Here is a 25,626-nt window from a genome sequence, read left to right as displayed (position 1 = left end):
CGTGCCTCCTCTCGTCATCGCCGCACCACGTGCCACAGGTCGCGCAGGAACGGCGCCGGGTCCGACCACGTGAACAGGTAATAGCGCATCGACGGGCGCAGGAAATCGGCCAGGTAGCCCAGCAGCTCGCGCCCGCGCGAGAACGCCAGCTGGCGGTCGGCCACGGCACCGGGCTGGAACAGCAGGCGTGCCAGCCGCTTCGTCTCGGGGATCATGAAGCGGCAACGCATGCCGGCGCGGTAGGCCGGCTGCGGCTGCGCTGCGCCGTTGCCCAGCAGGCAGTAGGCGAGCCACGGGAAGTCCACGCCGGCGTGGCAGGCCAGCGGCAGGCTGCCCCAGAAGCGCCCGTTGATTTCCATCAGCGCCGCCTCGCCGCGCTGCGGATCGTAGCGGTATTCGACCATCGCGATGCCCTCCCAATCCAGTTCGCGCAGCAGCGCCAGCGAGCGCTCGCGCAGCGCCGCGTGATGTTCCAGCCCAACCGACTCACAGAGCGTCGACACGCCGCCTTCCGGCGGCCACTCGTGCAGGCGGCGGTGCTGGAACACGGCATGCGCGACGCCATCCTTGACGAGGAAGAACTGCCCCAGCCCATAGCCGGCGCAGTACTCCTGGATCATCGGATAGCGGCCGACAGGCTCGAAGCGACGCAGGTAGGCAAGCAGTTCGTTCGCATCGTGGCAGTAGCGGGTCTTGTCCAGCTCCAGGCCCGCGCGGCGCAGCAGGATGCCGGCCTCGTTCGGCTCGGCCCATTTCAGCACGACCGGATAGCGCAGTTCCGGCGCGGCCGCCGCGGCATCGTCCAGCGTGGCCGGTTGCACCGTACGGGGCACGGGCACGCCGGCGGCGCGCGCGGCGGCGTAGGTGCGGTGCTTGTCCAGTACCGCATCCATGCGGCGCGCGTCCGGGAACATCAGCCGGTAGCCGGCGAGACGGTCGCGATGGCGGTTCAGCAGCGCGATGTCGCCTTCGGAGATCGCGAACAGGCACGCTGGCCCCAGGCGCCGGGACAGCGATTCGAGCTGTTCCAGCGTGCCCTGCGCATCGTCCGCGCGCAGCAAGCCTTCGCGCAGATAGCGCGACGACAGGCCCGGTGCCGCCATGCCCCGCGCGATGCCGGTCACGGGCACGCCGTGCCGGCCCAGGCTGCGCACGATCGCCAGGCCGATCGGCGTGTCGATGCCCAGCACGACGGCGGGGGTCATCGGGTGCCCCGCGCGGCAAGGCGCAACGCCGACAGCGACTGCAGCCGCGCCAGCAGCCACGCGCGCAGCAGGTGGCGGCGGCGCTCGGTGACCGATCCCACCAGCCAGACAGTGACGAGGATCGCGCCCAGCACTTCCAGGAAGTACAGCGGGCCGGCCGGATCGCCGCCGATCGCGGCACCATAGAACAGCAGCAGCGGCTGGTGCATCAGGTACAGCGAGAACGTGTAGCCGGCCAGCCAGCGGATCGGCCGCGCCAGCGGCAGCAGCACGGGGCCCAGGGCGGGCGCGATCGCACGCGCGCCGACGAAGTTGGCGGCGACGATGGCGCCCAGCAGGTAATCGGTCAGCGCGAAGCGGGAGAACGTCAGCTGATGGTGGAGCGCTTCGCCGACGAGCCGGCGCATCCAGTCGCTGCCGATATCCGTCAGGCGGAAGTGCTGGAACAGTCCGAACGCGACGAGCGAGCCGGCAAACAGCGCCAGCCCCACACCGAACGACGTGCGCTGCAGCGCTTTCCAGCGATGCAGCGCGACACCCATCGCCCACACCGGGGCCAGCAGCAGGATCTTCGGTCCCACCACCAGCGCGCAGGCGGCCAGCAGCAGCACGCGCGTGCGCCCCGCCGTGAACACGCAGACGGCGAACATGATGTAGTACCACATCTCGTAGCACAGCGACCAGTACGGCGTGTTCGAGAAGGACATGATCGAGATCGTCCACACCTCGTTCAGCCACGCCAGGCTGCTGACGATGCGCACCAAGGCCAAGCCATGCGTCGTCCAGCCTTCGTAGATCGCCGGGTTCAGGGCCTCGCCCGCAATGTCCAGCAGCGGCGTCACCAGCACGACCGGCACGGCCAGCGAATAAAAGCGCGACAGCCGGCTGGCCCAGTACTCGGCGGGCGTGTTCTCGCGCTGTGCGTGGATGTACGAGATCACATAGCCGGACAACACGAAGAACACCATCACGGCTGCATGGCCGTGGTCGGACAGCGGCAGGATCTTCGTGCTGAGCCAGCGCATGTTCATGTGGTAGAACACGACCATCAGCGCGGCCAGGAAGCGCACCGCATCGAGATACAGCGAGAATTCGCGGCTCATCGTTGCCTCCTTTGCAGTGACGGTGCGCGCGCCGCCGGCAGCTGCGCCCCCAGGGCGCCGACGGCTGCGTGGATGCGGGTGAAGCACGTGTCGAAATACGCGTCCGACAGCGTGAACGGATCGTGCAGGTGCGGCAGCGGCGGACTGCACCAGTTGCCAAGCAGGGCGACCTGCACGTCCTCGCGGCCGCCGAGGCGGCGCAGCAGCTCGTGCGCCTGGCGCACCTCCATCGCCAGCAGCAGGTCGCCGGGCCGCACCTCGAAGTCCTTCCAGTCGCAGGCGCGGTGCGCGTCCAGCGGCAAATGCTGGCGCGCCGCGGCGGCCAGCGCCTGGTCGGGCGAGCACGCGCCGGTCGTCGTCGACAGCCCGAGCGACGCCGTGTGCAGGCCGGCGGCACGCGCCACCTGTTCCGCGTACGCGCTGCGGCAGATATTGCCGAGGCAGACGAACACCACGCGCCGCACCGCCGCCGGATCGCGCAGCCGGAAGGGCCACAATCGTCCGGTGACCAGCTCCGCATGCGCCAGCAGCAACCGCACCAGCCCGCGCCAGGTGCCGAAGCGCGCATTCAGCCACGCCTTCATGCCGGCGCTCCACGGCGCGCCAGCGCCCACTTGCCGTAGCGGTCGTACGCCACCTGCTCGGCGAGCCGCCGCACGCTGCGCCAGCCGCTGCCTTGCAGCAGGACGTTGCGCTCGTCCGGCGCGGCCTGCAAGGCGCTGCCCGCTTCGCCCAGGCCGGTGGGCTGGAAGCGGTCCCGATTGCAGTCGAGGTAGCGGCACAGGCGTTCCAGCCGGCCCTGGTGCAGCGCGTTGCGGCGCGCCGTGCGCATGCCATCGTCGCGGCGCTGCACGTATTCGAACGGGTGCGTGAGGATGACGACCAGCGGCACGCGCTGCTCGTGGGCGCGCTCGAGCAGCAGGCGCGTCTCGGCAAAGCTGGTGCCGGCGATCGTCAGCGTCTTGCGGTGGCGGCGGCCGCCGATGCGCCAGTCCTCGAACGTCAGCACCGGCATCTCGAGCACGCCATGGCGCGGGTGGGCGCCACTGTACAGCCGGTAGCGCGCGTCGCCGCTGTCGAACACGGCCAGCCCCACGCAGGAGCTGTACGGAATGCCGCAGCGCGCCATGGCCGCGAACAGGGTGTCGTCGTGCTGCAGGTTCCCGGAGCGGAACACGGTCGGCAGCGGCACGCCCCAGTCGGCGAACGTCTCCTGGCCCTGGCGCAGCAGGTGCACCGTGTCCTCTTCGGCACGGCCGTAGAAATCGTCCTGGCGCGGTTCGCGCGTTACCTGCTCGCGCCAGTCGTCGTGCCGGAACACGGACCAGCAGGGATGCGTGTGCAGCTGCACCTCGTGCCCGTGCGCGGCGATGCGGCGGGCGATCGTGCCCATCGGGTCGGCGTCGCGGAAGTAGTAGCGCTGCGCCGCCTCCACAAAGAACGTGGCGGGAATGCGGTGGCGTTCGAACGTGTCGAGCAGGAAGCCCAGCCCCTGCGAGCGGCCATCCACCTCGCACCACACCATCGGCTCGGCGACAGGCAGGCGCGCCGGATCCGTGAACGCACCGCCGATGGAAAACTCCGTATCGATCGAGATGCAGACCCGCGTGCGCATGTCACGCTCCGGCGCGCTGGCGGAACCACTGTTCCAGCATCATCAGCACCCACACCATCGTGCCGTGATACCCCGCATGCTCCTGCAAATGGCGGCCGGTCAGCTGCTCGATGAAGTCGCCGCGCACGATGCCGCGCCGCTTCAGGTCCGTCAGGCTATCGGATGCCAGCTCCTGCAAACCCTTGTGCTGCTGCAGCCAGACGCCGAACGGCAGCCCGAAGCCGTGTTTCTGCTTCGTGATGATCTCGTTCGGCAGGAAGCCCTTCAACGCCTCCTTGAAGAACCAGCGCAGCTGCGTGCCGTTCAGCTTTTGCTGCGGCGTCAGGCCGGCGGAAAACGCCACCATCGCGTCGTTCAGGAACGGGAACGCGGCCTCGACGCCGGCCAGCTCGCATGCCTTCATCACCTTAGGCAAGTCGTTGTCGGCCAGCGTGATCTTCAGGTCCAGCGCCAGCATCCGGTTGATCAGGCTTTTCGCGTCACTGGCGTCATATGTGCGCGCCAGGCCGGCAAGCGGTTCGCCCGTATCGACGCCGGCCAGGAAGTCGGCACTGAACACCTGCTGCGCGCCGTAGCGGCCCAGCAGGTTGTAGGTTTCCAGCCGGGCCGGCATGCCGACCGAGGCCTGCTCGATGTAGCTCTTCGCCTTGCGCAGCAACGTCACCCGGTCGCCGCCGGGGAAGTTGAACACGGCCGGCTCCAGCAGCGCCTTGCGCAGCAGCGGCGGCACGCGTTCGTACAGCGCGAACACGTGCTGCTTCGCATAGCGCTCGTTGCCGCCAAAGAGTTCGTCGCCGCCGTCGCCGCCCAGCATGCGCGTGATGCCGTCGGCGCGCGCCAGCCGCGCACAGTAGAACGCCGGCACGGCCGATGCGTTGCCGAACGGCTGGTCGCAAACTGCCGCCACGTCGGGGATCGCGGCCACCACGTCTTCCGGCGTCACATAGTATTCGTGGTGGCGCGTGCCGAAATGGCGCGACGCGATGCGCGCGTATTCCATCTCGTCGTAGCCTTGGGCGGCAAAACCGATCGAGTAGGTATCCGCCGGCGTACCGGTCACGTCGCACAGCATGCCGGCGATCGTCGAGCTGTCCGTGCCGCCCGACAGGAAGGCGCCCACCTTCGCGCCACCGGCCGCCGTGCCGACCGCGTGGCGCAGCTGGGCCAGGAAGTCGCTTTTCAGGTCGTCGAACGAGCGCTTGCCGTCTTCCTGGAAGCGCATGCGCCAGTAGGGCTGCGTTTCGATGCGGCCCTGCCGGTAATGCAGGTAGTGGCCCGGCAGCAGCCGGTGCTGGTCCCGGTAGACAGTGCCGGGTGCCGGCACCATGTGGAAGTAGACGTAGTTGTAGATCCCCTGCGGATCGATCTCGCCGCGCACCAGCGGATGGCGCAACAAGGCGTCCGCGGACGATGCGAACAGCAGCGTTTCGCCGGCCACCTGCCACGTCAGCGGGCTCACGGCGGCGCGGTCGGTGGCGAGGATCGCTTCGCCAGCCCGTTCGTCCAGCACGCACAGCGCAAAGGCACCGTCGAGCAGCGCGCACAGCTTCTCGGGGCCGAGGTGGCGCTGGCCCGCCAGCACGGCCGCCACGCCCTGCTGCGCCGCCTGGTCGGCCAGCGCGGCATCGCGCAGCACCGGGTGGCCCCACACGGCGGCCAGCACGCCATCGCGCAGGTGGATGTCGGCCGCGCCTTCCAGGGCCGCCACGGCGACCGCGCAGCGGGCGCCCATTGCACTTTCGGTCGCGGTGCCGTCGAAGCGGCCCAGCGGTACTGCCATTTTCTCGATCAGGTCACGCTCTGGCGTGTTCCAACCGATCCATCCACATATACCGCTCATCGTGACCCCCAGTGTTTGTCAGACCAGCACTTCCAATGCGGCGGGGTGGCTGAGGAAGCCGCCCGGGCTTGCCGTGATGCCGTACGCCCCCGACTGCAGCAGGGCGACCAGGTCGCCCGGCCCCGCGCGGGCCAGCTCCATCTGGTCGGCCAGCAGGTCCAGCGGCGTGCACAGCGGGCCAACGATGGAAGCCTTTTCGCGTTCGCCGCCCGCGACGCGATTGCCGATCACGACCGGGTAGTTCTTGCGGATCACCTGGCCGAAATTGCCGGATGCCGACAGGTGGTGATGCAGGCCGCCATCCGTCACCAGGTAGACGGTGCCGCGCGACTCCTTGCGGTCGACGACGCGGCACACGTACACACCGGCCTCGCCGACGAGATAGCGCCCCAGTTCGATGACGACCTGCGCGCCCTGCAGTTGCGGGCGCACCGTCTCCATCACGGCATGCAGGTTGGCGCCGACGGCGGCCAGGTCGAGCCGCTCCTCGCCCGGAAAGTAGGGGATGCCGAAGCCGCCGCCGATGTTGAGAATGCGCGGCGCGCGCGGCGCGTCCTGGGCCAGGCGCAGCGCCAGCGCGAACGTCTTTTCGTGCGCCTCGTGCAATGCGGCGGCCTTCAGGTTCTGCGAGCCGGAGAAGATGTGGAAGCCGTGGAAGTCGAGTCCCAGTTCGCCGATGCGGCGCAGCAGCGCGGGCACCCGCTCGGCATCGACGCCGAACTGCTTCGGTCCGCCGCCCATCTTCATGCCGGACGACTTCAGTTCGAAGTCCGGATTGACGCGCACGTTCACCTGCGGCGTGATGCCGAGCGCGGCGCCGATGCGCGCGGCGCGCTCCGTCTCGCCTTCCGATTCCAGATTGAGCACGATGCCGGCCGCGATCGCGGCAGACAGGTCGGCGTCGCTCTTGCCCGGGCCGGCAAAGCTGATGTGCGCAGGCGGCATCGGCGTATCGAGCGCGACGCGCAGCTCGCCGCCGGAGGCGACGTCGATGCCGTCGACCAGCGTGGCCATGTGCTGCACGACGGCCGGCATCGGATTGGCCTTCATCGCATAGTGCAGGTGCACGTCCCGCGGCAGGTGCCGGCGCAGTTCCGCCACGCGCGCCGTCAGCGCCGCGCGGTCATAGGCATAGAACGGCGTCTGGCCGACGCGTTGCGCCAGGCGGGTCAACGGCATGCCGCCGACCTGCAGGCAATCGTCGACGATAGGGAACTGCAGCAGCGGCGCGTGCTGCGGGCGCGGCTTGGTGGTGTCGCTCATTGCTGCTCCGTGAAGACGCTTTCGTACTGCGTGGCCAGCAGCTTGCGGTCGATCTTGCCGTTCGGGTTGCGCGGCAGCGGCGCGGCGGCGATGACGATCTTCTGCGGCAGCATGTAGGCCGGCAGGTGCGGCTTGCAGGCAGCCAGCAGGTCGGACGCCGTCAGCGCCGCCCCGTCGCGCGGATACGCGATGACGACGATCGCCTGGCCCAGCGCAGGATGCGCGGCACCGATCGCGGCCGCCTCGGCCACGTGCTCGCGCGCATACACGACTTCCTCGACCTCCGTCGGGCTGACGCGGTAGCCGGACGTCTTGATCATCTCGTCGTTGCGGCTGATGAAGTACAGGAAGCCTTCTTCATCGCGCCGCACCGTGTCGCCGGACCACACGGCCAGTTCCGTCAGCGGCAGGCCGTAGTGGCGCGCGCCGATCGGCTTGAAGCGCTCGGCCGTCTTGGCCGGGTCGTTCCAGTAGCCCAGCGATACCAGGGCGCCCCGATGCACCAGCTCCCCCGGCTCGTGCGGCGCGCATTCGCTGCCGTCCGGCCGCAGCACCATCACCTCGGCGTTCGGAATCGCCTTGCCCATCGAATCGGGGCGGCGCTCCAGTTCCTCGGGCGGCAGGTAGGTCGAGCGGAAGGCCTCCGTCAAGCCGTACATCAGGAACGGCCGCGCGTTCGGCAGCGCGAGGCGCAGCGCGTCCAGCGTCGGGCGCTGCATCGCGCCGCCGGAGTTGGTCAGGTAACGCAAGGTGCAATCCGCCGGCCACGGCAGCGGCGCCAGCTGGATCCACAGCGGCGGCACGGCGGCCAGGCCTGTAATGCGCTCGGCGACGACGGCATTCAGCACGTCGCGCGGCAGCAGGTGGTTGATCAGCACCGCCGTCGCGCCGACGTGGAACGACGTGGTCAGCTGCGACAGGCCGTAGTCGAAGCTGAGCGGCAGCACGGCGAGGATGCGGTCCTGCGGCGTGTTTTCCAGGTAGCCGGCAACGCTTTGCGCGCCCGCCACCATGTTCCGATGCGACAGCACCACGCCTTTCGGCTTGCCGGTGCTGCCGGATGTGTACAGGATCGCGGCCATGTCGGTATCGATCGCGCGGTGCGGCATTGCTTCGTCGGGCCGGGCACGCGCCAGTGCGTCGTCCCATGCCTGCACTTCCAGCCACGGCACGGCGGGCGCGGTGTCCTGCGCGCCGACGGCGATGACGAGGCGCAGGTCGCGGCAGGACGGCAGCACGCCGGCCAGCAGGCGCAGCCGGTCGACCGTCGTGACCAGCACGCGCACGTTGCAATCGGCCAGGATGTACGCCACCTGCTCCGGCTTGAGCAGCGGATTGACGGGCACGAACACGCCGCCGGCAGCCGCTGCACCGAACATCGCGGCCACGTTCTCGACGTTTTTTTCCATGTAGACGGCGACCCGCTCGCCCCGTTCGAGGCCGCTGGCAAGCAGCGCGGCGGCGCTGCGGCGGACGAGCCCGGCAAGGCCCGCGTAATCGACCCGGCGGTTGCCATGGACGAGGGCTTCGGCGGCCGGCGTACGCTGTGCCGACCGGAATATGAAGTCGTGGATGAGGTCGCTCATGAGATGTCCTGCAAGTGCTGATTCCCCAGGAGACATTATTTTTGTGACCGTATGGAAATCCAGGCGCAGATATTAACATTTTACAATCTGTTACTTACTGCTTTTTCCCAAGAATTGTCGGAAAAATTCCTCGCCGCTTGCTTCAAAAACAACAACTAACATAAATTTTTAGCAATGCCTTGATGTATCATGTGGCGTGCCGCAAAGTTATGTCCCGGAAATTGGCTCAGCGAGACGATATGGGAAAGATCAGCATTTCTGATGTGAAGCCGCCAGCGGCCGTGCCATCCCCCGCCGACTATCCCCGTTCCCGCGTGCCCGTGGCACCCGCGCTGTCGCTGGCCTCGTTCCTGCGTGCCGGCGGCCCGCCCGCGCCATCGATCCTCGATGCCGGGCAGGTGCGCTTCGTTACCAGCGGCCGCGTCGCGATCGCGCTGGCCCTGCGTGAAATGGGCGTGGGCCCCGGCGACGTCGTGCTGGTGCCGTCCTACCACTGCGCATCGATGATCGAGCCCGTCGTGTGGGCCGGCGCGACGCCGCTGTTCTACCGCATCCGCCCCGACACCACCGTCGACCTCGACGACATCGCCGCGAAGGCCGCCGCCACGCCGCACGTGAAGGCGCTGATGGCCACGAACTACTACGGCTTCCACCAACCGCTGCCGGCACTGCGCGCGTTCTGCGACGAACGGGGCCTGTACCTGCTGGAGGATTGCGCGCACTCGTTCCTCGGCGAGCACGCCGGCAAGCCGCTTGGTTCCTACGGCGATTATGCGATCGCCAGTAGCATGAAATTCTTTCCCGTCTACGAAGGCGGCTGCCTCGTGTCGGCGCGGCACCGGCTCGATGGCGTGGCGCTGCAGTCGGCCGGCGCCGGCTTCGAGACGAAGGTACTCCTGAACTCCATCGAAAACGGCTTCGACTACGGCCGCCTGCCGCTGCTGCGGGCGTTGCTGGCGTTGCCGATGGCGGCGAAGAACGCGCTGTGGGGCGTGATCAAGGCACACCGGCACGGCGCCGCGCCCGCGCTGGCGCCGGGATCGTCGGACGGCGGCTTCGGATTCGATCCGGCCTGGCTGACGAAGCGCTCGTCGCTGTATTCGCGGCTAATGCTGCGGGTGGTGTCGCGGCGGCGCATGGGCGAGCTGCGCCGCCGCAACTGGCGCCGGCTGTACGACGCGTTGGCCGCGCTGCCGGGCTGCCGGCCCCTGTTCGCGACGCTGCCGGACGGCGTCTACCCGTGGGTGTTCCCGCTGCTGTGCGACGAGCCGCACGTGCTGTTCCGCCAGCTCAAGCAGGCGGGCGTGCCCGTGATCCGCTTCGGCGAATATCTGTGGCCCGGCGTCGACGCGACCGTGTGCGAGCACAGTGTGGACCTGTCGCGCCGCGTGCTGCAATTCCCCTGCCACCAGGAGCTGCGCGACGGCGAGATCGACTGGATGATCGCCCAGGTGCGTGCGTCCGCCAATGGAGGTGTGCGATGAAATGGCAACTGCATCCGGCCGGCGCGTTTGCCGGTCACGCCGCCGCGTGGCGTGCGCTAAATGGGGCGACGGCCCGTTCGCCGCTGCTGGAGCCGGAGTTCGTCGAACCGCTGCTGGCGGAATTCGGCGACCCGCGCGGCAGGCTGGCCGTGTGCCAGGGGAGCGGCGGCGAAGTCGTCGCAATGGGCGTGCTGGTACCGCGCGGGCGCGGCGTATGGGAAGTGCTGCAGCCGTCGCAGGCACCGGTCGGCATGTGGCTGCACCGCCCCCACGTGCCGCTCGATGCGCTGCTGCCGGGGCTCACGCGCAAGCTGCCCCGGCTCGCGCTGATGGTCGGCCTCACGCAGCGCGACCCGTACCTGGAGCCGCGCCCCGCCGATGGGCCGGCGCTGCGCACCGTCGACTACATCCGCACCGCCCACGTGCCGATCCAGGGCAGTTTCGACGACTACTGGAATGCGCGCGGCAAGAACCTGCGCAGCAACCTGAAAAAGCAGCGCGCCAGGCTGCAGAAGGAAGGCGTCGCCACGCGCATGCAGATCGACCGGCTGCCCGAACAGATGGCCGCGGCGGTGGCCGATTACGGCCGGCTCGAGAGCGCCGGCTGGAAGGCGCAGCTGGGTACCGCGATCCACCCCGACAATGCGCAGGGCCGCTTCTATACGGCGATGCTGGAAGCGTTCGCGCGGCGTGGCCAGGCCGCCGTGTATCGCTACTGGTTCGACGCGCAACTGGTCGCGATGGACCTGTGCATCGAGGGTGGCGGCGCGCTGATCGTGCTGAAAACGACTTATGACGAAACGGTACCGGCGAGCCTGTCGCCGACGTTGTTGATGCGGGAGGAATGCTGCCAGCGGCTGTTTGACGAAAAACAGTACGAACGCCTGGAGTTCTACGGCAAAGTGATGGAATGGCATACGCGCTGGACCGACGAAATCCGGACCATGTACCATGTCAACCATTACCGCTGGCCGGTACTGCGCCAGCTGCATGCCGCGGCCGGCGAGCGGTCCGCCCTGATACAGCGGTTGCGCGGCAGGTTCGCCGCTCCTGCCGCTGCGCCAGCAGCCGCGCGGCAGCAAACCCCAACAACGGAGTAATACATGGTTTTCGACGAAGTAAAGCAGATTGTCATCGACGTTCTCTCCCTGCCGCCCGCCACCGGCGCGGCGCTGGACGAGCATTCCGCCCTCCTCGGCAGCATCCCGGAACTCGATTCGATGGCCGTCGTCCAGCTGATCGGCGCGCTGGAAGAGCAGTTCGGCTTTGCCGTCGACGACGACGAGATCAGCGCCGAAACCTTTGCAACGCTGGGCAGCCTGGCCGCGTTCGTGAAGCACAAGATGACCGCCTGACATGCACGCGACCGCCGCTCCTCCTCCGCAACCGTTCTTCCTGGACGGCGGGGCGGCGGCGCGCTTCTGCTTGTATCATGCTCCGGCTCACGCCCCGGCCGGCCAATGCGCCGGCGCGTGGCTGTACCTGCATCCTTTCGCGGAGGAGATGAACAAGTCGCGCCGCATGGCCGCGTTGCTGGCCCGCGCACTGGCCGCACAAGGCCACGCGGTGCTGCAACTGGACCTGTACGGCTGCGGCGACAGCGCCGGCGATTTCGGCGATGCGCGCTGGGAGACCTGGCGCGACGACGTGCTGCGCGGCCTGCAATGGCTGGAGCGCCAGTGCGGCCGCCGCCCCGGCCTGTGGGGCCTGCGCCTGGGCGCACTGCTGGCGCTGGACGTTGCCGCGACCGTCGACGTACCGGCGCTGCTGCTGTGGCAACCCATCACCAGCGGCGCGCAATGCCTCACGCAGTTCCTGCGCCTGAAGGTCGCCAGCCAGATGTTGACGGACGGTGCGGCCGGCAATGGCACGGCCGCGCTGCGCCATGCGCTTGCCGCCGGCGAGGCGCTGGAGATCGCAGGCTACCGGCTCGATCCCGCGCTGGCAGCGGCCATCGACGGCTGCGACGGCACGCGGCTGCCGGCGCCCGCATGCCCCGTCCATTGGTACGAAGTGGCCGCCGACAGCGGCCGGCCGCTGTCGCCTGCCGCCGCCCGCGTCACCGATGGCTGGCGCGCCGCCGGCGCAACCGTCGCGACGCACGTCGTCGCCGGGCCGCAGTTCTGGGCCACGCAGGAAATCGAGGAGTGCCCCGCGCTGCTCGACGCTACGTTGCGGCATCTGGCCGCTGCCTGCCATGCGGCCTGACGAACAAGCGCTGACCTTCCCCTGCGCGGGCGACTGGCTGACCGCCATCCTCAGCCCGGCCGATCCGGCGCGTCCCGTGGCGCGGCGCGGCGTGCTGATCGTCGTCGGCGGTCCGCAATACCGCGTCGGCAGCCATCGCCAATTCGCGTTGCTGGCGCGGGCGCTGGCCGACCAGGGCATCCCTGCCATGCGCTTCGACTACCGCGGCATGGGCGACAGCGGCGGCGCGCAGCGCAATTTCGAAGACGTCGATGCGGACCTGCGCGCCGCCATCGACCGTTTCATGGCGGCGGTGCCGGGCCTGCGGGAAGTGGTGCTGTGGGGCCTGTGCGATGCCGCCAGTGCCGCGCTGTTCTACGCGCGGCACGACCGCCGCGTGGCGGGCCTCGTGCTGCTCAATCCATGGGCCCGCACGGCCGACGGCCTGGCGCGTGCCACGCTGAAGCACTACTACGCGGCGCGGCTGCTGCAGCCGGCGCTGTGGAAGAAGATCGCCGGCGGTCAGTTCGAATTCGGCAAGGCGCTGCGCTCGTTCGCGGGCCTGCTGCGCACGTCGCGCGACAAGCCGGCTGCGGCCACCGCGCCCGACGCCCCATCCCCGTCGCCGGGGCTGCACGAACGCATGCTGGCGGGCTGGAAGGGTTTCGATGGCCCCATCCTTTTGATCATCAGCGGCGCCGACCTGACGGCGCAGGAGTTCCTCGACATGGTGAAGGCATCGCGCCAGTGGCGTAAGCTGCTGGCGGCGCCCCGGGTGCAGCGCCGCACGCTGGCCGCGGCGGATCACACGTTCTCCCGCCGCGAATGGCGCGACCAGGTGGCCAGGTGGACGGCGGAATGGGTGCATGGCGAGGTGCGCGACGGAGCCGGCGCATGAACCGCGTGCTGGTGGTCGCCTACCACTACCCGCCGATGCGCGGCAGCAGCGGCATCCAGCGCACGCTGAAGTTCTCGCAGTACCTGCCGCAGCACGGCTGGCAACCGCTGGTGCTGTCGGCGCATCCGCGCGCCTATGCGAACAGCGGGCCGGATCAGCTGGACGAGATTCCTCGCGAGGCGATCGTGCACCGCGCGTTCGCGCTCGATACGTCGCGCCACCTGTCGCTGCGCGGCCGGTACGTGGGCTGGATGGCGCTGCCGGACCGCTGGGTGTCTTGGTGCCTGGGCGCCATCCCCGCCGGCCTGCGGATGATCCGCAATTACAAGCCGCAGGTGATCTGGACCACCTACCCGATCGCCAGCGCGAAGCTGATCGGCCTGGCGCTGCACCGGCTGACGGGGCTGCCGTGGATCGCCGACCTGCGCGACCCGATGACGGACGTCGACTACCCCGCCGATCCGCTGACGCGCCGCCTCTACCGGTGGATCGAGGAACAGACGATCCGCCACTGCACGCTGGCCGTGTGCACGACCCCGGGTGCCATCGTCACGTACACGAAGCGCTTCCCCGACATTCCAGTGAGCCGCTTCGCGCTGATCGAGAATGGCTACGACGAGGAGAACTTCGCCAACGCCGCGGCATTGCAAAAGGTCGCGACGCCCGGGCCCTTCACGCTGATCCACAGCGGCATCGTCTACCCGTCCGAACGCGATCCGGGGCCGTTCTTCGAAGCGCTGGCGGACCTGAAGCGTGACGGCAGCGTGACGGCCGAGCGCCTGCGCGTGGTGCTGCGCGCCACCGCGCACGACGACTTCCTGCGACCGCTGATCGAGCGGCATGGCATTGCCGACATCGTCACCCTCGCGCCGCACATCGCCTACCGCGACGCGCTGGCGGAAATGCTCGGTGCCGATGGCCTGCTGGTGCTGCAGGCCACCAACTGCAACCACCAGATCCCGGCCAAGCTGTACGAGTACCTGCGGGCGCGCCGTCCCGTGCTCGCGCTGACGGACGCCACCGGCGACACGGCCGCCGCGCTGCGCCACGCCGGCATCGACACCATCGGGCCCTTGGACGACAAGGCGGGTATCAAGGACGCGCTGCTGCGCTTCCTCGCGCTGGCCGAGGCAGGCCATGCCCCGCTGGCATCCGACGAAGCGGTGGCCGCCAACTCGCGCCGGGCCCGCACGGCTGAACTGGCGCGGCTGCTGGACCAGGTGACGGTCACCGTGCCGAACGCCCAGGTGAAAGGAACGAGTGAAGCATGCTGACGCCAAAACCCATTTCCCGCCTGCTCGCCGCAGCGCTGCTGCTGTGTGCCGGCGCCGCTTTCGCAAAGCCGTATTGCGGCGACCTGACGAACGGCTTCGGGCCGTACGATTACCGCGAACCGCCGCCGGATGCGCTGCACCTCGTCGAGTCGGCCCACTACACCGAGGAAGTAGCTGCCGGCGTGCGCGGCAACACCGGCACCGTGGGCGGTGACCTCGACTACACGCTGCGCGCATTCCCGAACCACGTGAAGGCGCTGACGACGATGGCCACCGTGGCGATGCGCACGAAGGTGACGCAGCTGGTTGGCGCCAAGTATCCCGTCGAGTGCTACTTCGAGCGCGCCGTGCGCTTCAAGCCGGACGACGGCATGGCGTGGGCGGCCTACGGACAGTACGTCTACAAGCTGGGCCAGGAAGAGCGCGCGATGCCGCTGTTGAAGAAGGCGGCCGAGCTGGTGCCTGACAACCCGTCAGTCAACTACAACCTCGGCATCGCCTACTTCCGCGCCAAGCGATACGACCTGGCGGTGCAGCACGCGAAGAAAGCCTACCAGCACAACTTCCCGTTCGACGGCTTGCGCAACATGCTCGTCAACGCCGGCAAGTGGGATGGCAAGGTCGAACCGCTGCCGACTGGCGCGGACAATCTGGACGAGGAAGGCACGGCCGAAACGAAGGAGCCCGCCGCGGCGCAGTGATGCGCTGCTCGCCTAGCGGCTGCGCGCCACCTGACCCACAGCGCGGGCATCGCCCGCGGCACGCAACGGCACGCACCACGGCACGATCCAGCCGGCACACGCGAGCATCACCTGCGTGATGTCGCCATAGCGGCCGGGCACCGACTGCTGCAGCCACTCCAGCAGGAATAGCCCCAGCGCCACGGACACGGTGCCCAGCACCGCGCAGGCATCCTGGCGGTGGAACGGCACCGCCTGCCGCGCCAGGCAGGCCATCGCCATCGTCGGCCACAGGAATTCCAGGATGTTTTCCAGGCCGGACAGGTCGTGCATCTGCCCCTCGAACGGAATCCAGTTGAACCCCGTCCGGTACAGCACGGCCGCCTCGCCGGGCAGCGACTCGTAGATCGCCAGCCCCATCGCCAGCAGCACGACGCCGCAAGCAGCCAGCACGCGCGGCGGCAAGGCACGCAACAGCGCCAGCACCGGCAGCGCCAGCACCGCGGCCGCGATCAGTTCCAGAGACAGCACGCGGCCGACGACGAGTAGCTTGGCCATGCAGACGAATGCCGTCAGTAGCGCATAGGCGCGCAATGCGGGCCGGCCCGGGTTGAGCAGGCTGCACAGCAGGATGCCGATGCCGGCCTGGTAGCACCACAGCGTGGCGAACTTGCCGGCGCTGGCGGAGGACGGCGTCGTCACCGAGCGATACAGGTAGCCGAGCGCACCGCGCAGCTGGGCGATATCGAGCGACGGCACCAGAGGACTCGTCTGCGCCAGGAACCACAGCCCGATCACGACGAGGCCCGTGCTGGCGAGCGGACCGGGACGGAACCACGCATCGCGCAACCGCAGCAACTGCGCACCGGGGCTGGTGTGGCGGCTGACCAGTGCGCCCAGCAGCGCGCCGATGACGCTGCCGGCAAAGTTCATCGCCACGTCGACCAGCGACGGCACGCGCGCCGGCAGGTATTGCTGGACCGTCTCGATGCCGAAGCTGAGCGCGGTGCCGCACAGCGCCGCCAGCAGCAGCGCGACGGCGAACGGCTCGCGCCGGCCCCGCCACGCCACCATCAACAGGCCGAACGGCATGTAGACGAGCACGTTCTGGATGATGTCGCCCTTGTCCAGGTGGCTGGGCCACGCGTGCAGGAACGTGAACAGCGGGTGTTCCGGCTCGCCCCAGGCGAACGGGTACCAGCTGCCGTAGGCCAGCAGCGCCGCATACACCAGCAGCAGGACACCCATCGGCCGCCAGCTCGCCGTCACGCGGGCAGCGCGGCCGGGCGGATCGCGTGGCGTTCCATCAGGTCGTACAGCGTAGGGCGGCTGATACCGAGCAGTTCGGACGCCTTGACGATATTGCCGTCCACCCGCGCTAGCGCCTTCACGATCGCCTTGTACTCGGCCTCGTCGCGCACTTGGCGCAGATTCAACGGCTCGTCCTCGACGGGCCCCAGCCCGAGTCCCAGGTCTTCCGCCGTGATCGCCGGACCATCGCTCATGATGACGGCGCGCTTGATGCAGTTCTCCATCTCGCGCACGTTGCCCGGCCATGTGTGGCGGGCGATCTGCGCCAGCGCATCCGGCGCGAAGTGCAGCGTGGCGCGGCCTTCCTGGACGCAGTAGCGGTTCTTGAAGTGCTGGGCCAGCAACACGGCATCGCCATTGCGCTCGCGCAGCGGCGGGATCGTCAGCACGATCTCGGACAGCCGGTAATACAGGTCTTCGCGGAACTTGCCGGTGGCGGCCAGCGCCTTCAGGTTCTGGTGCGTCGCGCAGACGATGCGCACGTCGACGGCGATCTCCTCGTGGCCGCCGACCCGTTCGATCACGCGCTCTTGCAGGAAGCGCAGCAGCTTGGCCTGCAGCGGCATCGGCAAGTCGCCCACCTCGTCGAGGAAGAACGTGCCGCCGTTGGCCAGTTCCACCTTGCCCTTGGTCTGCTTGACGGCGCCCGTGAACGCGCCCTTCTCGTAGCCGAACAACTCGGATTCCAGCAGCGTCTCGGGAATGGCCGCGCAGTTGATCGCCATGAAGCGTTCTTTCGCGCGCGGCGACAGCTGGTGCAGCGCGCGCGCCAGCACTTCCTTGCCCGTGCCGCTCTCGCCCAGCACCATCACGGTGGCGGAACTGGGCGCCACCTTTTCGATGTTGCGGCACACCTTCATCATCGCCGGGTCGCGGCTGATGACGCCCGACAGCGGCGAGTCGGCCTGGTTCTGCTGCAGCCGGCGGTGCTCCAGCTGCAGGCCGTGCAGCACGAACGCGCGCTGGATCACGAGGCCCAGCAGCTCCGGCTCGCACGGCTTCTGGTGGAAGTCGTAGGCACCCATCGCGATCGCATTCACCGCATGCGTGCGGTCCTGGTTGCCGGTCAGGACGATCACTTTCGTGTCCGGCGCCAGCGCCAGCATCTGCTCGAGCGTGGCCAGGCCTTCGGTGGCGCCGTCCGGATCGGGCGGCAGGCCCAGGTCCATTGTCACGACGGCCGGCTCGTGCCGGCGCAGCTGCGCCAGCGCAGCCTCGCGGTCGCCGGCCACGACGACATCGTAGGCATCGAGGCTCCAGCGCAGCTGCTTTTGCAGGCCGGGGTCGTCCTCGATGATCAACAGCTTCGGTTTCGATTGCGTCACAACAGTGTCTCCAGTGTCCCGTCCACGTCAGGCGGCCTGGCTGATCGCGTCGGCACGGTACAGCGGCAGGCTGACCGTGAACGTGGTGCCGTGCAGCGGTTCGCTGCGTACATCCAGCCGGCCGCCCAGCTCGTGGATGTATTCCCGGCTCTCGAAGGCGCCGATGCCCATGCCGGCCGACTTCGTCGAGTCGAACGGCTTGAACAGGCGCTCACGGACAAATTCCGCGCTCATGCCCTGCCCCGTGTCGGCGATCTCGATGCACACGGCGTCGGCACTGCCATTCAGCCGCACCGCCACCTTGCCATCCTTCGGCGTCGCCTCGATCGCGTTCTGGATCAGGTGCCCCAGCACGCGTTCGAGCCGCTCCGCATCGGCCAGCACCAGCAATCCCGCCTGGTCCACCTGCAGCGTCGGCCGCGGTTCGAATGCGGACTTCAGCGCCACCGCCTGCGTCAGCACCTGGTCGACGGCCAGCGGCCGCGCATGTTCCGGCGTGGCCGAGCGCGACAGCTTCTGCAGCATCAGTTTCATCTTTTGCACGGAGTAGCTTACCGTATCCTGCATGTCGCGCTGGAACTCGGGGTTGTCGCGGTGCTTCTCGGCGTTGGCTGTCAGCAGCGACAACTGCGCGACGAGGTTTTTCAGGTCGTGCACGACGAACGTCGACAGCCGGTTGAACGAATCGAACTGGCGCGCCAGCATCAGCGCGGTGTCGGCCTCCTGCTGCGCGAGGTAGCTGGCCGCCTGGGTTCCGGCCACCTTCAGCAAGTCCAGCACCTCCCAGTTCAGCGCGACGGCGCTGCGCGGGCGCTGCAGCACCGTGAACCCGAGCAGGCGGCCGTGCAGGATCAATGGCACGACGAGCCACGCACGGGGGAAGGCATGCAGCCATGCAGGCAGTTGCGCGGGCAGTTGCGCATCCGGCGGGGCCTGTTCGCCCAGGTCGACCACCCACTGCCTGCGCTCGATAAACGTGCAGAATGGCGAATCGGCCGGCTCGCAGGCGGCGGCCGGCGCCGTTTGCCACTGCGCGGCCGGCTCGCAACGGCTGCCGCGGCGCAGCCACAGCGCGCCGCCCGGGCTTTCGACCAGCGCGGCCAGCGCCTGGATCGTCCGTTCGCCCAGGCCGGGGCCGGGGTGCGACAGCGTGCGCGTAAAGCTCAGCCACTCCTCGCGGTAGTCGTAGTTGTAGCGGTAGAAGTGCTTGCTGATGAAGACCTTCAGCCACGCGCGGAAGCTGCCGGAAAACAGCACGCCCGCCAGCAGCATCGAGGCGCCGAACAGGAACGCCAGCTGCATCAACGAACCCCACTCGCCGCCGACGAAACGCAGGTAGTAGGCCGCTGAACTCATCGCCAGCAGGTAGACGGCGGAGCCGATCAGCGCCGCGGAGTGGAACAGCATGCGGCGCGACACGGCGAAGTGGCTGGACCACGATGCACTGCGCAGCAGCGCCAGCGCCAGCAGCGGCGCGGTCAGCGCATTGACGACGCCGCGCGCCGCCCACAGTTCGGGATTCAGTTCGCGGAACAGCAGCATGTCGCTGTACATGTAGAAGTCGTACGCGAAGATGCCGCCGATGCCCAGGCAGGCGAATTTGATGGCCCAGCGGCCCTGCGTGCCGGCGTTGCGGTACAACTGCTCGATCAGCAGCATGCCGAGCACCGCGGCGCCCATGCGGCCGGCGACGGCAAGCTGGAAGCCCACGTGATGCGGCAGCGCCGGTTCGGCAATGACCAGCGCGAGCAGCGCCACGTACAGGCCGGCGCTGAAGCGCACGATCGTCCCGGCGGGCCGCAGGCCAAGCATCGCGAACAGCACGGCCGTCCATGCGGCGCCGCGCGCCAGTTCCAGCAACTCGGCCGGCAGTGCGGACAGAACCCCGGCGGCAAGCGCGATCATCGCGCCGCTCCACAGCACCATCGCAGCGCAGGCGGCAGCCAGCAGGCGGGTATGGGGGCGGCCGCGCCAGCGCGTCAACAACGGCACGCACAACAAGGCGAACGCCAGCGCGGCGCTGGCGTAACTGAAGGAGGCGGTACTGACCGGCATCGTGACCTCGCGCGACCGTGCGGCAATGCCGCTCAGCGGCCTCCCCGGAACATGACGACCTTGAACGTGTCGATCAGCACCAGCACGTCCAGCAGCAGGCTGTTGTTCTTCACGTAGTACAGGTCGTATTGCAGCTTCTGCACCGCGTCCTCGACGGAGTCGCCATAGCCGTAGCGCACCTGGGCCCAGCCGGTGATGCCTGGCTTGATGCTGTGCCGGACGTTGTAGTACGGCACGCGCTCGGTCAGCTGGCCGACGAAATACGGCCGCTCCGGACGGGGGCCGACAAAGCTCATCTGCCCCTTCAGCACGTTGAGGATCTGCGGCAGCTCGTCGATCCGCAGCTTGCGGATGATGTTGCCGACGTACGTGATGCGCGGGTCGTTCTTGGCCGCCCACTGCGGCTGGCCGCCCTGCTCCGCATTCGTGTACATGCTGCGGAACTTCAGCACGCGGAATACCTGGCCGTCCTTGCCCACCCGCTCCTGCGAGTAGAAGATCGGTGCGCGGTCCTCGATGTAGATCGCCAGCGCCGTCAGCAGCATCACCGGCAGCGACACGACCAGCAGCAGCAGGCTCACGACCACGTCGAAGCTGCGCTTCATGAAGGTGCGCACCCAGCCCTGGTCGAAGCCGCCGCCGAACACGAGCCAGCTGGGCTGGACGGAGTCGACGCGGATCTGGCACGTCTCGCGCTCGAAGAACGTGGTCGAGTCGGTGACGCTGATGCCGTACAGCTTGCAGTCGAGCAGTTCCTTGATCGGGAACGTGCCGCCCCGCCGGTTCTGCACCGACACGACGATCTCGCTGACACGGTGCTGCTGCGCCAGTTGCACGAGCGAGCGTCCGTCCGCCACCTGCAGCAGGCTGTCCTGCGGCACTGCGACGTCCTCGGACGGCACCGCGACGTAACCGGCCACGTGGTACTTGTGATAGGTCATCGAGCGCGCCGCCAATTCGCCGCATTCCTTGGCCAGCTGGCCGCAGCCGATGAACAGGATGCGCGATTCGAGGATCGACAGTTCGGCCGTCTTCAGGAACACGACCCGCGCCAGCACGATGCCGGTGCCGGCGATGCAGAACACCAGCAGCAGGATGCCGCGGCCGAAGTACAGGTCGGGCGCCACGTAGAACACCAGCGTCAGGATGCAGAAGCCCATCGCGAACGACGGCATCAGCTGCAGGAAGAACGGGTTACGCAAGCCCTCGTTGACGTTCACTTGGTACATGCCCAGTGCGCTCATCGAGAACACGATGGCGGCCGCGAACACGCACGCGGACATGAAGAAGTGATCGAGCTTCGGCAGCACGAACTCGTCGCCATCGAAGAACCGCAAGCCGGCACCCGCATAGAACGATCCGATAAGTATCAGAACTTCCAGGAACAGCAGGCTGAACACTACCTTGGATATGTAGTGATTCGAGATTCTCAACATTTTTACCCCCCAGGGCACACCTAGTTTTATTTCCTTGCCGTCGAACGCGGCTTCTCGGAACTGGTCGTGTGCTGAATCACGGATTCGTTCAATGAATCCGACGAGAATCGCCCCAATACGGAGACGATCGCGTCAAATTCATTGTTCAACGAGCTTGTGACCCAGCACACTGGCTGGCGGATGCCAGGTGCTGCACGTACCAATCCATTGCTTCCCTGAGCCCGGCGTCGATGCGGTGCGTCGGCGCGTAACCCAGCAATTCGCGCGCCCTGGTGATATCGGCCTGCGAATGGCGCACGTCGCCGGCCCTGAAGTCCTTGTACTGCGGTTGTTTGTCCTGCAGATGCGGAAAGCGCGGCAGCAGCAGCGCACGCATCATCTGGTACAGCTGGTTCAAGCTGGTGCGCTCGTTCAGCGCCACGTTGTAGACCTGGTTGGCGGCACCGGCTGGCGCCAGCGCGGCCAGCACATTGGCCTGCACGACGTTGTCGATGAAGCAGAAATCGCGGCTCGTTTCACCGTCGCCATTGATGGTCACGGGCTTGTCTGCCACCATCGCCGCCACCCACTGCGGGATCACGGCGGCGTACGCGCCTTGCGGGTCCTGCCGCGGGCCGAACACGTTGAAGTAGCGCAGCCCGATCGTCTCGATGCCGTAGCAGCGCGCGAACACGTCCGCATACAGTTCGTTGACGTATTTCGTGACGGCATACGGCGACAGCGGCTTGCCGATCTGGTCCTCGACCTTCGGCAGGCCGGGGTGGTCGCCGTAGGTGGAGCTCGACGCCGCGTAGACAAAGCGCCGCACGCGCGCGTCGCGCGCCGCCAGCAGCATGTTGACGAAGCCGTTCACATTGGTGTCGTGGGTACGCTGCGGGTCTTCGATCGAGCGCGAGACGGAGCCCAGCGCCGCCTCGTGCAGCACGAAGTCGACGCCCTCGCAGGCGCGCGCGCAGGTTGCCGCATCGCGGATGTCGCCTTCGATGAACTGGAAATCGGCCCAGGCCTGCGCGCCGACGATGGCGCGCACCTGGTCCAGGTTGTGCCGATAGCCGGTGGCGAAATTGTCCAGGCCCGTCACCCGCTGCCCGAGCGCCAGCAGCGCCTGCACGAGGTTGGAGCCGATGAAGCCGGCAGCACCCGTCACCAGCCAGCGGTATTGCCGGCCGCGCAGGTGCTCCGTCACGTCGTCGAACTTGCTCACAGCGCGGTGCCGTTACAGGCGCCAGACGGAGTAGCCCGCTTCGCGCAAACCAGCCATGTTGAACTGCGACTTCACGTCGATGAAGCAGCCGCCGTCGTTCAGCTTCGCCGTGAAGTCCGTCAGCGACAGGCCGAGCAGCTCCTTGTGCGACACGGCCGCCACCAGCGCGTCGGCCTGCGGCAGGCTGTCCCAGCTTTCCAGCTTGATGCCGTATTCGTGCATCGCATCGTCCGCATCGGCGACCGGGTCGTACACGTGCACGTCCAGGCCGTACGAGCGCAGCTCGAAGACGACGTCCGCGACTTTCGAATTGCGCAGGTCCGGGCAGTTTTCCTTGAACGTCAGGCCCAGCACGTTCACCTTCGCACCCTTCACGTGCGAGCCGGCCGCGATCATTTCCTTGACCGTTTTCTCGGCCACGAACTTCGCCATGCCGTCGTTGATGCGCCGGCCCGCCAGGATCACCTGCGGGTGGTAGCCGATCATCTCGGCCTTGTGCGTCAGGTAGTAAGGATCGACGCCGATGCAGTGGCCGCCGACGAGGCCCGGGCGGAACGGCAGGAAGTTCCACTTCGTGCCGGCGGCCTGCAGCACTTCGAGCGTGTCGATGCCGATCTTGTCGAAGATGATCGCCAGCTCGTTCATCAGCGCGATGTTCAGGTCGCGCTGCGTGTTCTCGATGACTTTCGCCGCCTCCGCGACCTTGACGCTGGATGCGCGGTAGACGCCCGCCGTGACGACCGATTCGTACAGCTGCGCGATCGCTTCCAGCGTAGGCGCGTCGTCGCCGGAGACGACCTTCAGGATGTTCGTCAGCGTGTGCTGCTTGTCGCCAGGGTTGATGCGCTCCGGCGAGAAGCCGATGTGGAAATCGTCGCGCCATTTCAGGCCGGAGTGGCGCTCCAGGATCGGCACGCACACTTCCTCGGTGGCGCCGGGGTACACGGTCGATTCGTAGACGACGATCGCACCGCGTTTCATGTGCTTGCCCACGCTGGTCGACGCGCCGACCAGCGGGCCGAAGTCAGGATTGTGGGCGATGTCGACGGGGGTGGGCACGGCGACGACGATGTAGTCGGCTTGCGCCAGCATGGCCGGGTCGGTCGTCACCGTGAGCTTGTGCGCGGCACGCAGATCGTCCGACGCCACTTCACCGGTGGGGTCGACGAAGCGCTTGTAATTCTCGACTTTCGCCTCGGACAGATCGAAACCGACTGTCGTCCATTTCTTTCCGAACTCTACGGCCAGCGGCAATCCCACATACCCCAACCCCACCACTGCAACAACATGATCGTGTTCCATATCGGGTTCCGTTCGAGAATTACGATTTGTATTTATGCTAACTGTATAGCAAAAATTTCATTTCTTCAATCTTGGATCGGCCTGCCACCGTAGAACGCAAACAACACTGTCGCGACCGAAGCCACAACCGGCTGTTGACTAAAAGTTTCTGAAACTGTATGACGCGATCCTACCGCCGTTACTCGTCCGTTTCCCCGCGCTGGCGCAAGGTTTGGACGGATAGTTGGGGTTGCTGGGACTTCACAGCTTACCCCCAGCAGCGACCTCAAGTGTCACCAAATTGTCGAAAAGGCAGTTAAATATGGCAACTGTTGCGACGACGCATCGCGCTACGTGAATGAAAGCAATTGGCCGCGTAATGGCCGGGGCGAGCGCAATCGCTGCGCGAAGCGGCTGGACTGGAGCGGGAACAACCCGGGAAAAAACGAGAAAAGCGGGGGAAAATGTGGCGGTACGTCAAGCGTGCGCCGGGAAGTGGTGCGGCTGGCTGGGATCGAACCAGCGACCCTTGGCTTCGGAGGCCAAAAATAGCCTCAACAGTAGCTAGGCGCACGTAGATAACTCCCATTTATTGGCACAAATTTGGCACACTGCTACTTTCCGTACTTGCAGCAGACTCCTATGCCAACGATCCGCAAAAAAGGCGACAAGCAGTACCACGTGCAAATCCGTAAGCGTGGCTATCCGACCCAGACTAAGACTTTCACTTCACTAGTTGCAGCTGAAAAGTGGGCGACGGTCATTGAATCAGAAATGGTCCGGGGGGTGTTCGTGTCACGGAACGAGGCCGAGGCAACACTCATCAAGGACGTGCTGAATCGCTTTGAAACTGAAGTGCTGCCAACGAAGCGCAGCGAGCAATCCGATAAATCCCGGCTCAAGACATTGACCAACGCTTTCGGTGACTACCGCATGGCGAGCCTTACTTCATCGCAGGTGGCCCAGTTCCGCGACCGCCGCTTGAAAGTCGTAGGGCCTCAGTCGGTCATTCATGAACTCAACCTGCTGAACCGTGTATTGAAAACTGCTTCGATGGATTGGGGTATCTCTCTGCCAGGCGGATTACCAACAGCGCAGGTTCGGAAACCCATCAAACCTCGCGGCCGAGACCGACGCGTCCCCGAGAATGAAATTGTCGCGATTCTTGGTGCTACCGAGTCCTCAGAGCTGCGCACCATCATTAGAATTGCAGTCGAAACCGGCATGCGCAGAAACGAGCTGGCGTCCCTAAAATGGGAAGAAATTGACTTGGAAAAACAAACAGTGCACCTTCCCAAGACTAAAACGGATGTACCCCGCACCGTACCCCTTTCAAAAACAGCTATCAAAGCGCTTAAGGAATTCGGCGTCAAAAAGGAAGGTTCTGTCTTTGCGCTTCGACCAGAATCGATGAGCCAGGCATTCGAGCGTGCATGCGAAGTGCACCGCGCCAACATAGCTGGTGTACGCTTTCATGACCTTCGTCATGAAGCCACAAGCCGACTGTTCGAAAAAGGCCTTAATGTCATGGAAGTAGCAGCGATCACCGGCCACAAAACTCTCGACATGCTGAAACGCTACACCCATCTGCGGGCAGAAGATCTGGCAAAAAAACTCGGGTAACAATGAAGAATGCAGCGACGTCACGCATGCTGCCAAGCGTCAAGGCAGTAACCAGCCAGGGCCTCGGCGCTGGACGACACATGAGGGTATCCTGGCACGGCTGTCGATCAAGGTGGCAGCCCAGAGTATTCAGATCTGCGTGACCTTCCGGCGAATCCAAGGGTCCAGGTGCAGGCTTCGATTGCCATGCAAAGCGAACTATTCCCTTGGGATGACCCTATATCAAAATAAATTCCCGTTGTGATTGGCGTGGCAA

At 66.9% G+C, this 25,626-nt stretch carries 21 protein-coding genes and 1 tRNA gene; 8 read left to right on the top strand and 14 right to left on the bottom strand.

Annotated features, from left to right (window positions below; translation table 11 throughout):
• Window positions 1–14: 14 nt before the first annotated feature.
• From IP92_RS17255 to IP92_RS17225, 7 genes are all read right to left on the bottom strand, one after another.
• Window positions 15–1,205 carry a carboxylate--amine ligase gene (locus tag IP92_RS17255; protein WP_145877201.1) on the bottom strand — a complete coding sequence of 397 codons (1,191 nt, stop codon included), beginning with the start codon at window positions 1,203–1,205 and terminating at the stop codon, window positions 15–17.
• A complete protein-coding gene (locus IP92_RS17250; RefSeq protein ID WP_145877199.1) occupies window positions 1,202–2,308 on the bottom strand; it encodes an acyltransferase family protein in 1,107 nt (368 codons plus the stop codon). The genes IP92_RS17255 and IP92_RS17250 overlap by 4 nt, the downstream gene beginning before the upstream one ends.
• Window positions 2,305–2,892 (bottom strand): arsenate reductase/protein-tyrosine-phosphatase family protein, encoded by a 588-nt coding sequence (locus IP92_RS17245; protein WP_145877197.1) that lies wholly within the window; start codon window positions 2,890–2,892, stop codon window positions 2,305–2,307. The genes IP92_RS17250 and IP92_RS17245 overlap by 4 nt, the downstream gene beginning before the upstream one ends.
• A complete protein-coding gene (locus IP92_RS17240) occupies window positions 2,889–3,923 on the bottom strand; it encodes a polysaccharide deacetylase family protein (protein ID WP_145877195.1) in 1,035 nt (344 codons plus the stop codon). Before IP92_RS17240 ends, IP92_RS17245 begins: the two co-directional genes overlap by 4 nt.
• Window position 3,924: 1 nt before the next feature.
• Window positions 3,925–5,703: an asparagine synthetase B family protein gene (locus IP92_RS17235; RefSeq protein ID WP_229418828.1), complete on the bottom strand. Its 1,779-nt coding sequence runs from the start codon at window positions 5,701–5,703 to the stop codon at window positions 3,925–3,927.
• A 78-nt stretch (window positions 5,704–5,781) separates the two neighbouring features.
• Entirely contained in the window at window positions 5,782–7,026 is a 1,245-nt protein-coding gene (locus tag IP92_RS17230; RefSeq protein WP_145877190.1) for a pyridoxal-dependent decarboxylase, exosortase A system-associated, read from the bottom strand.
• Window positions 7,023–8,612, bottom strand: a complete 1,590-nt coding sequence (locus IP92_RS17225) for an acyl-CoA ligase (AMP-forming), exosortase A system-associated (RefSeq protein ID WP_145877188.1) — start codon at window positions 8,610–8,612, stop codon at window positions 7,023–7,025. Before IP92_RS17225 ends, IP92_RS17230 begins: the two co-directional genes overlap by 4 nt.
• Window positions 8,613–8,851: 239 nt before the next feature.
• Here IP92_RS17225 and IP92_RS17220 point away from each other — a divergent pair, with 239 nt between their 5' ends.
• Genes IP92_RS17220 through IP92_RS17190 form a run of 7 tightly spaced genes read left to right on the top strand, consistent with a single transcriptional unit; the run spans window position 8,852 to window position 15,156 of the window.
• Window positions 8,852–10,096, top strand: a complete 1,245-nt coding sequence (locus IP92_RS17220; protein ID WP_145877186.1) for an aminotransferase class I/II-fold pyridoxal phosphate-dependent enzyme — start codon at window positions 8,852–8,854, stop codon at window positions 10,094–10,096.
• The gene (locus IP92_RS17215) at window positions 10,093–11,196 is read left to right on the top strand and encodes a GNAT family N-acetyltransferase (RefSeq protein ID WP_145877184.1); all 1,104 of its coding nucleotides are present in this window, start codon (window positions 10,093–10,095) and stop codon (window positions 11,194–11,196) included. Before IP92_RS17220 ends, IP92_RS17215 begins: the two co-directional genes overlap by 4 nt.
• 3 nt (window positions 11,197–11,199) lie before the next feature.
• Window positions 11,200–11,451, top strand: coding sequence for an acyl carrier protein (locus tag IP92_RS17210; RefSeq protein ID WP_145877182.1), 252 nt, complete (start codon window positions 11,200–11,202; stop codon window positions 11,449–11,451).
• Between the two features lies 1 nt (window position 11,452).
• On the top strand, window positions 11,453–12,304 hold the full coding sequence (locus tag IP92_RS17205) for a hydrolase 2, exosortase A system-associated (protein ID WP_145877180.1): 852 nt from the start codon (window positions 11,453–11,455) through the stop codon (window positions 12,302–12,304).
• On the top strand, window positions 12,294–13,181 hold the full coding sequence (locus IP92_RS17200) for a hydrolase 1, exosortase A system-associated (RefSeq protein WP_145877178.1): 888 nt from the start codon (window positions 12,294–12,296) through the stop codon (window positions 13,179–13,181). Before IP92_RS17205 ends, IP92_RS17200 begins: the two co-directional genes overlap by 11 nt.
• Window positions 13,178–14,455, top strand: coding sequence for a glycosyltransferase (locus IP92_RS17195; protein WP_145877176.1), 1,278 nt, complete (start codon window positions 13,178–13,180; stop codon window positions 14,453–14,455). The genes IP92_RS17200 and IP92_RS17195 overlap by 4 nt, the downstream gene beginning before the upstream one ends.
• Window positions 14,449–15,156, top strand: a complete 708-nt coding sequence (locus IP92_RS17190) for a tetratricopeptide repeat protein (RefSeq protein ID WP_145877174.1) — start codon at window positions 14,449–14,451, stop codon at window positions 15,154–15,156. Before IP92_RS17195 ends, IP92_RS17190 begins: the two co-directional genes overlap by 7 nt.
• 12 nt (window positions 15,157–15,168) lie before the next feature.
• Here the strand turns inward: IP92_RS17190 and IP92_RS17185 are convergent, their stop codons facing one another.
• The 7 genes from IP92_RS17185 to IP92_RS17155 all read right to left on the bottom strand — a co-directional run bounded on the left by IP92_RS17185 (window position 15,169) and on the right by IP92_RS17155 (window position 24,312).
• Window positions 15,169–16,383, bottom strand: coding sequence for a VanZ family protein (locus IP92_RS17185; RefSeq protein ID WP_145877172.1), 1,215 nt, complete (start codon window positions 16,381–16,383; stop codon window positions 15,169–15,171).
• A gap of 17 nt (window positions 16,384–16,400) precedes the next feature.
• Window positions 16,401–17,771, bottom strand: coding sequence for a PEP-CTERM-box response regulator transcription factor (gene prsR, locus IP92_RS17180; RefSeq protein WP_145877170.1), 1,371 nt, complete (start codon window positions 17,769–17,771; stop codon window positions 16,401–16,403).
• Between the two features lie 27 nt (window positions 17,772–17,798).
• The gene (gene prsK, locus IP92_RS17175; protein WP_145877168.1) at window positions 17,799–19,826 is read right to left on the bottom strand and encodes an XrtA/PEP-CTERM system histidine kinase PrsK; all 2,028 of its coding nucleotides are present in this window, start codon (window positions 19,824–19,826) and stop codon (window positions 17,799–17,801) included.
• Between the two features lie 32 nt (window positions 19,827–19,858).
• A complete protein-coding gene (locus IP92_RS17170) occupies window positions 19,859–21,262 on the bottom strand; it encodes a TIGR03013 family XrtA/PEP-CTERM system glycosyltransferase (RefSeq protein WP_145877166.1) in 1,404 nt (467 codons plus the stop codon).
• A 145-nt stretch (window positions 21,263–21,407) separates the two neighbouring features.
• Complete coding sequence (locus IP92_RS17165) at window positions 21,408–22,466, bottom strand: SDR family oxidoreductase (RefSeq protein ID WP_145877164.1); 1,059 nt, start codon at window positions 22,464–22,466, stop codon at window positions 21,408–21,410.
• A gap of 12 nt (window positions 22,467–22,478) precedes the next feature.
• Window positions 22,479–23,768 carry a nucleotide sugar dehydrogenase gene (locus IP92_RS17160; protein ID WP_145877162.1) on the bottom strand — a complete coding sequence of 430 codons (1,290 nt, stop codon included), beginning with the start codon at window positions 23,766–23,768 and terminating at the stop codon, window positions 22,479–22,481.
• Between the two features lie 475 nt (window positions 23,769–24,243).
• A tRNA-Arg gene (locus tag IP92_RS17155) sits at window positions 24,244–24,312 on the bottom strand.
• A gap of 77 nt (window positions 24,313–24,389) precedes the next feature.
• On the opposite strand from IP92_RS17155, the gene IP92_RS17150 reads away from it, so the two are divergent.
• Window positions 24,390–25,370 (top strand): site-specific integrase, encoded by a 981-nt coding sequence (locus IP92_RS17150; protein ID WP_145877159.1) that lies wholly within the window; start codon window positions 24,390–24,392, stop codon window positions 25,368–25,370.
• Window positions 25,371–25,626: the final 256 nt, after the last annotated feature.

Origin of the sequence: Pseudoduganella flava, from assembly GCF_007830495.1 — a bacterium.
GTDB lineage: Bacteria > Pseudomonadota > Gammaproteobacteria > Burkholderiales > Burkholderiaceae_D > Rugamonas > Rugamonas flava.
Note: the sequence above shows the minus strand (reverse complement) of the source record. Positions and strands in the feature narration are given on the sequence as shown.